At 65.0% G+C, this 11,523-nt stretch carries 9 protein-coding genes; 2 read left to right on the top strand and 7 right to left on the bottom strand.

From position 1 onward, the window contains the following. The 7 genes from F8K16_RS05305 to F8K16_RS05275 all read right to left on the bottom strand — a co-directional run. Positions 1-914 (bottom strand): nitrate- and nitrite sensing domain-containing protein (locus tag F8K16_RS05305; RefSeq protein WP_294947952.1); only part of this gene is annotated, 914 nt, incomplete at its 3' end. 138 nt (positions 915-1,052) lie between these two features. After that, positions 1,053-1,988 carry a phosphoribulokinase gene (locus F8K16_RS05300; RefSeq protein ID WP_294947950.1) on the bottom strand — a complete coding sequence of 312 codons (936 nt, stop codon included), beginning with the start codon at positions 1,986-1,988 and terminating at the stop codon, positions 1,053-1,055. A gap of 121 nt (positions 1,989-2,109) precedes the next feature. Further along, positions 2,110-4,551 (bottom strand): DNA topoisomerase (ATP-hydrolyzing) subunit B, encoded by a 2,442-nt coding sequence (gene gyrB, locus F8K16_RS05295; protein ID WP_294947947.1) that lies wholly within the window; start codon positions 4,549-4,551, stop codon positions 2,110-2,112. A 43-nt stretch (positions 4,552-4,594) separates the two neighbouring features. Next, positions 4,595-5,635 (bottom strand): DNA replication/repair protein RecF, encoded by a 1,041-nt coding sequence (recF, locus tag F8K16_RS05290; RefSeq protein ID WP_294947944.1) that lies wholly within the window; start codon positions 5,633-5,635, stop codon positions 4,595-4,597. Between the two features lie 42 nt (positions 5,636-5,677). Next, complete coding sequence (gene dnaN, locus F8K16_RS05285) at positions 5,678-6,790, bottom strand: DNA polymerase III subunit beta (protein ID WP_294947940.1); 1,113 nt, start codon at positions 6,788-6,790, stop codon at positions 5,678-5,680. Between the two features lie 12 nt (positions 6,791-6,802). Beyond that, positions 6,803-8,125, bottom strand: coding sequence for a chromosomal replication initiator protein DnaA (dnaA, locus tag F8K16_RS05280; protein ID WP_294947937.1), 1,323 nt, complete (start codon positions 8,123-8,125; stop codon positions 6,803-6,805). Between the two features lie 208 nt (positions 8,126-8,333). Further along, positions 8,334-9,140, bottom strand: coding sequence for a sulfite exporter TauE/SafE family protein (locus F8K16_RS05275; RefSeq protein ID WP_294947934.1), 807 nt, complete (start codon positions 9,138-9,140; stop codon positions 8,334-8,336). A 28-nt stretch (positions 9,141-9,168) separates the two neighbouring features. Here F8K16_RS05275 and F8K16_RS05270 point away from each other — a divergent pair, with 28 nt between their 5' ends. Both F8K16_RS05270 and F8K16_RS05265 read left to right on the top strand, forming a co-directional pair. After that, the gene (locus F8K16_RS05270) at positions 9,169-9,843 is read left to right on the top strand and encodes a zinc metallopeptidase (RefSeq protein ID WP_294947931.1); all 675 of its coding nucleotides are present in this window, start codon (positions 9,169-9,171) and stop codon (positions 9,841-9,843) included. Positions 9,844-9,964: 121 nt separating this feature from the next. Continuing rightward, positions 9,965-11,176, top strand: coding sequence for an EAL and HDOD domain-containing protein (locus F8K16_RS05265; protein WP_294947929.1), 1,212 nt, complete (start codon positions 9,965-9,967; stop codon positions 11,174-11,176). Positions 11,177-11,523 lie beyond the last annotated feature (347 nt).

The raw sequence follows: 11,523 nt of genomic DNA, 5'->3' as shown, positions 1-11,523 counted from the left end.
ACCTGCCGCGCCCGGCTGATCAGCTGCTGCTCGATACGGTCTTCCAGCCCCTTGAGCTGGTTGATGAAGCGGGTGGCAAGGCCGAACCACTGCTCGCTGTCCTCATTGAGCGGCTGGCCCACGGGGGTGGTCAGCGCCTTGTGGATGAGCGCTTCCACCTGCCGCCCGTCGGCACTGGTGAGAATCGCCTCCATGCCCCGCTTCATGTCAGGCGTGGCGAACAGACGGAAACTGTCCAGATAGACGCCCCGTCTGGCCATCAGGCCGGCCAGCTTCACCTTGCCCTGCTCACTCATGTGATTGGCGGCAAAGGCATTGGCCAGCACCGCCCGGGTGATACCCATCTGCTCCTTGACGCCCAGCATCATGTAGTAGGCGGTACCGGCCTGCACCAGTTCCATGGAGTGGTTGTGCACCATGCTCTCCAGCGTGCCGGACATGAGCTTGCCGATCAGCCCCGTATAGAATCTGAGCACCCGGCCAAGCTGGCATGGCCGTTCCGGCACGCCGCTGACACAGCGGCGGATCTGCGGCAGGGATTGCAGCTGCTGCATGGCCGCACGGTAATAACTTGCCGCCTCACCCGGCAGCACACCCATGCGCTCAATGCGCTGCAGGGTGATGCGGAACTCTTCGATGCGCCGGTCGGTCTGCTGCCTTTGCCGCTGCAGCGTGTTGCCGAACTTGCGCCCACCGGAGCCGATGAAGCCGGCGGAAGCCCCCCGCTCCTTCTGCAGCTCATGCACCAGCAGGCCGCCGGAGACCGCCAGCTCGGCCAGATGCTCCACATGGCTCATTTCCATCGCCGTAGTGTATTTTTCCCAGATGTTGACGCCGCCGTAGAAGAGCAGCGCGCCGATCAACGGCACCATGGCCAGCAGCTGTTTGGTGCGGATGCTGAGATTGGCAAGCATGTTAACCCCCTTGAAAACTTTTCAAGGAAAAAGCATAAACCATGCCAGCCGTAATGAAAACCAAAGAGGGAGTCGGCTGATACAAAAAACCCCGCGAATGCGGGGTTTTGAAGGGGTTTATGGCAGAGCGGCTTTCGATCAGCCACCGGCCTTGTGCTTGCGCTCGATCAGCTGCTTGATCAGGGGAGTCAGCAGCAGATCCATGGCCTCGACAAAATATTTGGAGTTATAGACCAGCGTGTCGTCCCGCTGCAGCCACGCCCCCGGAATCTGCTCGGCGATCTCCGGCAGGTTGACCTGATCCTTGATGCGCACATGGGTCACCATCAGTGAGTCCTCCGGCGCCGGCACGGTGGGCAGCATGCCCTCCTCGGTGGAGAAGGGATCGGAGGTGTCGATCAGCGGCACCCGGTGGAAGTTGATGTGGGTGCGATGGAACTGGGGCACGATGTAGTCGATGTAGTCGGGCATGCGCTCCAGAATGACATTGTGCACGTCCTGCACCGTGTAGGGGCGCTCGCTGGTGTCGCGATAGATCTTCTGCATCCACTCGATATTGACCGCCGGCGCCACGCCCACGCCCAGGTCCACATACTGGGCCACGTCATAGGGCTTCTGGCCTTCCTTGAGGTACTTGACCTTGCGCACCATGCCGTGCAGGCCTTCGTAGAACAGCAGGTCGGTGCCCGGCGGGATGTCCTCCCACGGGGTGAACTCACCCGGCTTGAGGTGGGTGCCCAAGCGCTTGTTGTGGAACTCGGCCTCTTCGTCGGAGTGGATGTAGTAGCGGCGCTTGCCGGTGCCGCTTTCACGGTAGGTGCGGAACAGCTCTTCCAGCAGATGGAATTCGTTGGCGTCCTCGGAGAAGTGGGTCAGCGGACGGCAGCCCTTCTCCTTGCTTTCGGCCACCTTCTGTTTCATGGTGGCGCGGTCGTACTTGTGGAAGCTGTCGCCTTCGATGATGGCGGGGTTCAGCCCCTCGCGCTCGAAGATGTTCTCGAAGGCGCGCTTGACGAACGACGTGCCGGCGCCGGAAGACCCGACCACGGCCACGATGGGATGCAGTGCAGACATAACACTCTCCTTGCTTGGTAATTGGGACGGGGTCTCCCCTGATTTTGCACGGCCGCCGCCGCGCGGCGCCGGAACGGACCCCGAAAAGGCCTGAAAAAACGCGAATTCAGGCTATTTTACGTCAAATGTCCAGGTTTTCCACCGCCAGGGCGTTCTCCTCGATGAAGGCGCGCCGCGGCTCCACCGCGTCGCCCATCAGGGTGGTGAACACCTCGTCAGCCAGCATGGCGTCCTTGACGGTGACCTGCAGCAGGCGGCGGGTTTCCGGGTTCATGGTGGTCTCCCACAGCTGCTCCGGATTCATCTCGCCCAGACCCTTGTAGCGCTGAATGGTGAGCCCCCGCTTGGCCTCGCCCATCAGCCAGTCGAGCGCCTCGCCGAAATCCCGCACCGGCTGTTCCTTCTCGCCGCGCAGAATGCGGGCGTCATCGGCCAGCAGGCCGTCCAGCAGCGCGGCGGTCTCCGCCAGCTGGCGATACTCCTTGCTGGCGAAGAAGGCCGCGCCAAAGGTCTGGGACTGGGTCATGCCATGCTCCCGCACGGTCAGGCGGAGCTGAAAGCGGGCCTCGCCCTCATGGGCCGGCTCGACGGACAGCTCGAAGCCCACCTTCGTGGCCTCGCCCCGCGCTGCCAGCCAGGCGCGCATGCGCTCGACCCAACCGTTGAGCGCCGCCTCGTCATCGAGCATCTCCAGCGTCAGGGGCGGCACCCGCACCAGTCCTTCGAGGAAGTCCGGCCGGAAGCGGCGGGACAGGCGCTCAATCATGCGCCGGGCCGCCAACCACGCCTGCGCCAGCCGCTCCAGCGCCACGCCGGCGATCGGCGGATTGCCGCCGCCCGGAATCAGCTGGGCGTTTTCCAGCGCCAGCTCCAGCAGGTAGTGGTCCAGCTCGGCGTCGTCCTTGAGATAGGCCTCCTGCTTGCCTTTCTTGACCTTGTACAGCGGCGGCTGGGCGATGTAGATGTGGCCGCGCTCCACCAGCTCCGGCATCTGCCGGTAGAAGAAGGTCAGCAGCAGGGTGCGGATGTGGGAGCCGTCCACGTCCGCGTCGGTCATGATGATGATGCGGTGGTAGCGCAGCTTGTCCGGGTCGTAATCCTCGGCGCCGATGCCGCAGCCCAGCGCGGTGATCAGCGTCCCCACCTCGGCGGAAGCGAGCATCTTGTCGAAGCGGGCCTTCTCCACATTGAGGATCTTGCCCTTCAGCGGCAGGATGGCCTGGGTGCGCCGGTCGCGTCCCTGCTTGGCCGACCCACCGGCGGAATCCCCCTCCACCAGATAGAGCTCGGACTTGGCCGGATCCTTCTCCTGACAGTCGGCCAGCTTGCCGGGCAGGCCGGCCACGTCCAGCGCGCCCTTGCGCCGGGTCATCTCCCGCGCCTTGCGCGCCGCCTCGCGGGCGCGCGCCGCCTCCACCAGCTTGCCGACGATGGCTTTGGCGTCCTGCGGATTTTCCAGCAGCCACTCGGCGAACTTCTCGTTCATGGTGGTCTCCACCAGCGACTTGACCTCGCTGGAGACCAGCTTCTCCTTGGTCTGGGAGGAGAACTTGGGATCAGGCACCTTGACCGAGACGATGGCCGCCAGCCCCTCGCGGGCATCCTCACCGGTGATGTTGATCTTGTACTTCTTCGCCAGCCCCTCCTTCTCCATGTAGGCGTTGAGGGTGCGGGTCAGCGCGGCGCGGAAACCGGCCACGTGAGTGCCGCCGTCCTTCTGGGGAATGTTGTTGGTGAAGGCGTACACATGTTCCTGATAGGCGTCCGACCACTGCATGGCGATCTCGACGGTCATGCCGTCCTTCTCGGCCGAGTAGTGGAAGATGTGCGGATGGATGGGCGTGCGGTTGCGGTTGAGATATTCCACAAACGCCTGAATGCCGCCCTCGTACTGGAAGATCTCCTCCCGCGGCGGCTCCACGCGCCGGTCGATCAGTTCGATACGCACACCGGAGTTGAGAAAGGACAGCTCCTGCAGGCGGGTGCGCAGCACATCGAAGTCGAATTCGGTGATGGCGAAAATGTCCGGGCTGGGCAGGAAGCGCACCTCGGTGCCGGTCTCGTCCGTCTCGCCCACTGCCTTGAGCGGATAGAGCGGTTCGCCCAACCGGTACTCCTGCTGCCAGATCTTGCCGTCTCGTTTGATGGTCAGCCACAGGTGTTCGGACAGGGCGTTGACCACGGAGACGCCCACACCATGCAGACCGCCGGACACCTTGTAGGAGTTGTCGTCAAACTTGCCACCGGCGTGCAGCACGGTCATGATCACCTCGGCGGCGGAACGCCCCTCCTCAGGGTGCATGTCCACCGGAATGCCGCGGCCGTTGTCGGAGACGGAGACGGACCCGTCCGGATGGAGCACCACCTGAATGCGGTCACAGTAGCCGGCCAGCGCCTCGTCGATGGCGTTGTCCACCACCTCGAACACCATGTGGTGCAGGCCGGTGCCGTCGTCGGTGTCGCCGATGTACATGCCCGGACGCTTGCGCACCGCCTCCAGGCCTTTGAGCACCTTGATGGAAGAGCCGTCGTAGTTCTGTTGGGCGGGGTCTTTCTGAGCCATGGGTCCTTCGACTTGCGGGAATGAATTTGAAAGGGTCATTCTATCACAGGGTGACGATGGCGGCCTCGGACGCCCCGGGAATCAGCGCCCGGTCGGTGGTGGTCACCACCCGCTGGATGTCCAACGCCTCCAGCAGCGCCAGCAGGCGTGCCCGACGTTCGGCGTCCAGCTCCGCCGGCAGGTCGTCGATGAGCATGACCACCGAGTGGCCGCGCGCTTCGGCGTAGAGCTGCGCCTGCGCCAGCAGCAGAGCGCACACGAACAGCTTCTGCTGTCCACGGGAAAGCACCGTCTCCGCCGGATGGCCATCCACCAGGCAGGCCAGGTCGGCCCGGTGCGGTCCGCTGCGGGTGGTCTGCTGGCGCACATCGCCTTCCCAGCCGGCCTCCAGCGCCTCCGCCAGCGTCAGCCCCTGCCGCCAGCCGCGCTGGTAGCGCAGGGTGACCGCCTCGGCCAGCTCCGGCAGCAGCTCCGCCAGCAATGCCTTCAGCGGCGCTTCCAGCCGGGTCACATAGTCCTGACGCAGCGCGTCCAGCGCCTCGCCCGCCTCCACCAGCGCCCCGTCCCACAGGCGCACCATCTCCGGCGCCAGCCCCTGCCGCAGGGCGGCGTTGCGCTGGCGCAGCGCCTGCCGCCAGGCGCGCCAGTGGCCGAGAAAGCCCGGCTGCTGGTGGAAGCCGCCCCAGTCGAGGAACTGACGCCGTCCGCGCGGCCCTTCTTCCAGCAGGCGGTGGGATTCGGGCGTGAGCAGCTGGGCGGGAAAGCGGGCGCTCAGTTCTGCCTGGGCGCGCACCGTCTCCCCATCCAGCCGCAGTCGAGTCTCTCCGCCCCGCCGGCCCCAGCCGAGCCGGTGCCCCCCCACTTCGGCATAGAGGGCGGCTTCTCCCTGCCCGTGGCGGATGAGCCGGTCCAGCCGGGCAGTGCGGAAGGAGCGGCCGGAAGCCAGCAGCCACAGCGCCTCGATCAGCGCCGTCTTGCCACGGGCGTTGGCCCCTTCGATGACGGTGAGCCCCGGCGCCACCTCAAGGGTGTAGCGGTCAAAGCAGCGGAACTGAGTGAGAACGAGCCGGCGCAGGGCGTGCATGAGGCGGGCGTGCGGCACGCCGTGACGGCGTGCCCGGCGGGATTACAGGCGCATGGGCATGACCACGTGCTGGCAGTGCAGCGCCTCGTGCGCCTCCTCCACCAGCAGGGGGCCGTTGGCATCCCGGAAGGCCAGCTCGGCGAAATCCCCCTGCAGGGCACCGAGCACGTCCAGCAGATACTGGACGTTGAAGGCGATCTCCAGCGGCGCGCCCTCGTACTCCACCACCAGCTCCTCGTGGGCCTCGTCCTGTTCGGCGTTCTGGGCGTGCACCGTCAGCAGCCCCGGCTCCAGATTGAGCCGCACGCCGCGGAAGCGGTCGTTGGAGAGGATGGTGGCCCGGTGCAGGATGTCCCGCAGCAGGTTGCGGTCGGCCCGCACCCTGAGCGGGTTGTCCTTCGGAATGACGCGCCGGTAGTCGGGGAAGCGGCCCTCGATCAGCTTGGAGAGGAAGGTAATTCCTTCCAGCTGCACCGCCAACATGTTGCTGCCAATGGACAGCTGCGCCAGATCGTCCCGCTGCTCCAGCAGCTTGACCAGCTCCAGCACGCCCTTGCGCGGCAGGATCACCTGAGTGGGGGTGAGCGCCTCGGTCTCCAGCTCCGTGGCGCAGGTGGACAGACGATGGCCGTCGGTGGCCACCACCCGCAGGCTGTGGTCGGCGATGTCGAACAGCATGCCGTTGAGGTAGTAGCGCACATCCTGCGCCGCCATGGCGAAGTGAGTGTGGGCCAGCAGGGCGCGCAGCGTTGCCTGGGGCACGCTCAGCGACAGGCTGGTGCCGCTCATGTCCATCAACGGGAATTCATCCGCCGGCAGAGTGGAGAGTCGGTAGCGGCTGCGGCCGGAACTGAGGGTGCAGCGTCCTTCGGCGTCAAAGGTGAGCTGGACCACCGCACCGTCCGGCAGGGCACGCACGATGCCCAGCAGCTTGAGCGCCGGCAGTGTGGTGGAGAAGGCGGGGGCATCGCTGCTGTCCACCAGCACCTGCGCGCGCACCTCCACCTCCAGATCGGTGCCCACAAGCGTGAGCGTCTGATCCTCCAGCTGCAGCAGCACATTGCCGAGAATCGGCTTGGTCTGACGCTTCTCCACCACGCCGGCGACCGTCTGCAGGCCCCTGAGCAGCGTCTCGCGGGAAATGACGATTTTCATGCGCACCCTTCCTCAGTTGGTGATGATCTTGATCAGGTTGTTGAAGTCTTCCTCGAAGCGCGGGTCCTCCTCGCGCAGCTGCTGCACCTTGCGCACCGCGTGCAGCACGGTGGTGTGGTCCCGCCCGCCGAAGGCGTTGCCGATCTCCGGCAGGGAGTGGGTGGTCAGCTCCTTGGCCAGCGCCATGGCCATCTGACGCGGCCGGGCCACGTTGCGTGAACGGCGCTTGCCCAGCAGATCGGAGACGCGCACCTTGTAGTAGTCGGCCACCGTCTTCTGGATGTTCTCCAGCGTGATCATCTTCTGCTGCAGCGCCAGCAGATCCTTGAGCGCCTCCTTGGTGGTGGTCAGCGTGATGGGCTGGCGGGTGAACTGGGCGTAGGCGATCACCCGCTTGAGCGCGCCCTCCAGGTCACGCACGTTACCGCGCAGGCGCTTGGCGATGAAGAAGGCCACCTCGTCCGGCAGCGTCACGCCCGCCTCGGAGGCCTTCCTGAGCAGGATGGCCACGCGCATCTCGAATTCCGGCGGCTCCACCTGGATGGTCAGCCCCCAGCCGAAACGGGACTTGAGCCGGTCCTCCAGTCCGTCCACCTCCTTGGGGAAGCGGTCGGAGGTGAGAATCACCTGCTTGTTGCCCTCCAGCAGGGTGTTGAAGGTGTGGAAGAACTCCTCCTGGCTCTGCTCCTTGTGGGCGAAGAACTGGATGTCGTCGATCAGCAGCGCGTCCAGCGAGCGGTAGAAATTCTTGAACTTCTCGATGCGGTTGTGACGCAGGGCGTTGACCATGTCGGCCACGAAGCGCTCCGAATGAAGATAGACCACCCGTGCGCCGGGATTGCGCGCCAACAGCGCGTTGCCGATGGCGTGCATCAGGTGAGTCTTGCCCAGCCCCACGCCGCCGTAGATGAAGAAGGGGTTGTAGCTGCCGCCCGGGTTCTCCGCCACCTGCCGTGCCGCGGCGGCGGCCAGCTGGTTGGCCTTGCCCTCCACGAAGTTGTCGAAGGTGAAATGAGGGTTGAGATTGTGCTGGATGCCATTGTCCCGCACCGGCGTCGGAGTCTGCTGGATGGCAGGCTCATTGGCGGAACTTCCGGACAGATAGCCGTCCACGTCCAGCACCACCTCCGTGTCGGGCCGCACGGCGGTAACCGCTTCGCGGATCTGCCGGAACAGCTTGCGGCTGATCCAGTCCTGCACCTGGGCAGTGGGCGCCAGAAGACGCAGGGTGTTGCCCTCTTCCCGCGCCTGCAGGGCGTTGATCCACATGTTGAACTGGACTTCCGGCAGGGTGTCCCGCAGCCGCTCGAGACTTTCGGACCAGATGTGACTCAAGGTGCGCTCCTCTGTTTTCTGTTCTGTTATGGCGGGTCGCTTCCTGATGCCGGTTTCGGCGAAGGATGGATGGGATTATAGCTGTGAATAACTCGTGCTGGCAAAGCGTGCCTGTGGATAACCTCTGGACAAACCCTGTGGATAAGCTGGCGGAAAAACTCCCATGTAACTGATTTCACAGGCATAAAAATTTCATGAAGGCCGCAGTCTATCCCCAGATGGCCATCTTGGCCGCCAGCAGCAGCAGAAAAGCCCCGAAGGCGCGCTTGAGGGGTTTCGGCGGCAGACGGTGGGCCAGTCTTGCGCCAAAGCGGGCGGTCAGGCTGCTGGCCGTTACGATGCCGACAAAGGCCGGCCAGTAGAGATAGCCGGTCGCGCCCGGCGGCAACCCTTCGGCGTGCAACCCGCCCAGCAGGTAGCCGAGCGTGCCCGCCGCCGCCACCGGCAGACTGCAGGCGGCGGAAACGGCGATGGCCGTGTGCATGGGCACGTTGTGCCACACCAGATAAGGCGTGGTGAGCGTACCGCCGCCTATGCCCACCAGCGAGGCAAGAAAACCGATGACCGCACCGGCCAGAGTGCGCCCCGCCGGGCCGGGCAGCTGCCGGTGCGGCCTGGGCTGGATGGCCAGCAGCAGATAGAGGGCGATGGCCGCTTCCAGCCCGGCGAACAGCCAGGCCAGCTCCCGGGCCGGAATGAACTGGCTGCTCCAGCCCCCCACGAAGGCGCCCATGAAAATGCCCGCCGCCAGCGAGCGCACCAGCGTCCAGTCCACCGCCCCGTGGCTGTGATGGGCACGCACCGACGCCAGCGAGGTGACCAGAATGGTGGCCAGCGAAGTGCCGATGGCCAGATGGGTGATGTGCGGGTTGTCCCCCAGCGTCCAGGCAAACACGCTGGTGAGCACCGGCACCACCAGCAGGCCGCCGCCCACGCCGAACAGGCCGGCCAGCACGCCCACCACCGCGCCGGTGAGCAGGTAGATGACAAGCGGTTGCCACTGGAGCCATTCCATATAATTGCCTTCCATGGGTTACGGGGTGATGGTCTTCATTCTGCTGGCGCTGGCCAGCCAGCTGCCCGGATGGTGGGCGATATGGCAGCTGCGCCGCCACAACCGGCCACGGCCGGACCTGCCGGGCGGTGGTGGCGAGTTTGCCGCCTGGCTGCTGAAGCGGCACGGGCTGACGGCACAGGTGCGGGTGGAAGCCCATGACGGGCCGGATCACTATGATCCCGTCACGCGCACGGTGCGCCTGAGCCGCGCCTATTATGCCACACCCTCGCTGACGGCCCTGGCGGTGGCCGCCCATGAGGTGGCCCATGCCCATCAGCACCTGACCGGGGATGAAGCCTTTCTTGAACGCATGACGCTGATCGAGCGGGCGCGCTGGCTGCACAGGCTGGCCGGCGGGGCACTGCTGGCCGCCCCGGTGCTGACGGTGCTGGCCCACACGCCGGCCGCGGCGGCGCTCAGCTTCACCGCCGGCTTCATCGCCATGGGCGTGCCGGTGCTGATACACTTGCGCACCTTCACCGTGGAGTGGGACGCCAGCTTCAACCACGCCCTGCCCTGGCTGGTGGAAACCGGCCGCTTCGATGTCGCCGACCAGCGGGCGTTGAAGCGCGTTCTGCGCGCCTGCGCCTGGACCTACGCCGCCCAGTCGCTGGCCAGCCTGTTCAATCTGTGGCGCTGGCTCTCGCCGGCACGACACTGAGCTGCCACACCCCCAATATTTCTCTGATTGCGCCTTTCAAATCCTTTATGAACCCCCTGGCCAATCCCTCTATAATTTGTTCGAATTGTCATCATAACCATAGAAAAAGGGCGACACCTCCATGGAACGTCACATTCTCTGCAACAAGCAGCCCATTCTGGATCAGAATCAGACCCTCTGGAGCCATACCTACAGTCTGGAGCCCATCGGTGCGGCCCAGCTGACCGACCAGGCCTGGCAGGACGAGGCGCAGGACCTGTTCAAGGAACTGGATGCCTCCGTCGGCCTCGATACGCTGGCCGGCCCCAACTACTGCTTCTACCGGGCGCCGCACACCCTGCTGGCCACCCGGACCGTCCCGCCCCTCTCTGACCCGGGCAAACTGGTCATCGAGTTCGACAAGAGCCTGCTCAAGCACAAGGGGGCACTGGAAGGCCTGAAGGCACTGGCCAAGGCGGGCCACAGCCTGTGTCTGGCCGACTACGAGCCGGACGAGGTCAACGCCAAACTGCTGCCCATCGCCAAGTTCGTCAAGCTCAACCGCAAGCAGCTGGGTGAGCGTCTGGCGGATGTTCACGCCGCCCTCAAGGACAGCCATACCGTCATCGTCACCCATGTGGAGGATGAAGCTCAGTTCCAGCAGCTGCGCGATCAGGGCATCGAGCTGTTCCAGGGCTTCTACTTCACCAACCCGGTCATCACCGCCGACAAGGAGCTGGGGGCCAACGAGGCCTCCATGCTGCAGCTGCTGGCGGAGATCAACAAGGACGACACCGACTTCGACAAGCTGGCCGACATCATCAGCACCGACGTGGCCCTGAGCCACCACCTGCTCTCGGCCATCAACCACCCTTCCAACGACCTGCCCCGTCAGGTGGAGAGCATTGAGGATGCCGTCAAGCTGATGGGGCTCAAGCGGCTCAAGTTCTGGGTCAGCGTCATGCTGCTGAGCAGCGCCACCGGCGTGCCCACCGAGCTGCTGACCACTTCACTGGTCCGCGCCAAGTTCCTTGAAGTGCTGGCCGAGCACACCGTCCACAAGAATGAGAAGGACAGCTACTTCCTCGTGGGCCTGTTCTCCACCCTCAATGCCTTCTTCCACCTGCCCATGGTGGACCTGGTCAACCAGCTGCCCCTGTCCGAACCGATGAAGAAGGCGCTGACCGACATGGAAGGCGCAATGGGTCAGGCGCTGCGCATCGTGCGTGATCTGGAACAGGGCAGCACCGACTGGTCCGCCATCCAGTTCGAGGATCAGGACATCATGAACATCTCCATGTTCTACCTGACCGCCAACACCTGGGCGCAGCAGATCCTGGGCACCATTCGCTGAACCGGCATCCGCCCGGCCTTTTACCGAACGCCCGCCCGTGCGGGCGTTTTCATTTCTCCGACACCTGCCAGCTCCGGCCTCGCTTGGAGTCTGCCTCCATCTCTCCCCGCCCGGATGAGTTCGGCGTGCAGACACGCGACGGCCTGAATCGGCCCCTCACCGTGATCGGCACACTATGTCGCAGATGCTAAAGGCCATCACACTCCTGCACGGCTCCGCACGCCATGCTGAAACCGGGACCATGTGTTGTAAGACGGCCCCCCACTCACCACACAACCACCCGACCCACACCCCTGGCCGTACCTTCAGCACACCCGGACCGCCGGAAGACGGGGTCTCCCCCATTT

The organism is Sulfurivirga sp. (genome assembly GCF_015490265.1).
GTDB lineage: Bacteria > Pseudomonadota > Gammaproteobacteria > Thiomicrospirales > Thiomicrospiraceae > Sulfurivirga.
Note: the sequence above shows the minus strand (reverse complement) of the source record. Positions and strands in the feature narration are given on the sequence as shown.

What these genes read in the sequence shown, in the direction of transcription:
- F8K16_RS05300 (WP_294947950.1), bottom strand. Translation starts at nt 1,988, where the DNA reads ATGTCTGCACTGCATCCCATCGTGGCCGTGGTCGGGTCTTCCGGCGCC.
- gyrB (WP_294947947.1), bottom strand. Translation starts at nt 4,551, where the DNA reads ATGGCTCAGAAAGACCCCGCCCAACAGAACTACGACGGCTCTTCCATC.
- recF (WP_294947944.1), bottom strand. Translation starts at nt 5,635, where the DNA reads ATGCACGCCCTGCGCCGGCTCGTTCTCACTCAGTTCCGCTGCTTTGAC.
- dnaN (WP_294947940.1), bottom strand. Translation starts at nt 6,790, where the DNA reads ATGAAAATCGTCATTTCCCGCGAGACGCTGCTCAGGGGCCTGCAGACG.
- F8K16_RS05275 (WP_294947934.1), bottom strand. Translation starts at nt 9,140, where the DNA reads ATGGAATGGCTCCAGTGGCAACCGCTTGTCATCTACCTGCTCACCGGC.
- F8K16_RS05270 (WP_294947931.1), top strand. Translation starts at nt 9,169, where the DNA reads ATGGTCTTCATTCTGCTGGCGCTGGCCAGCCAGCTGCCCGGATGGTGG.
- F8K16_RS05265 (WP_294947929.1), top strand. Translation starts at nt 9,965, where the DNA reads ATGGAACGTCACATTCTCTGCAACAAGCAGCCCATTCTGGATCAGAAT.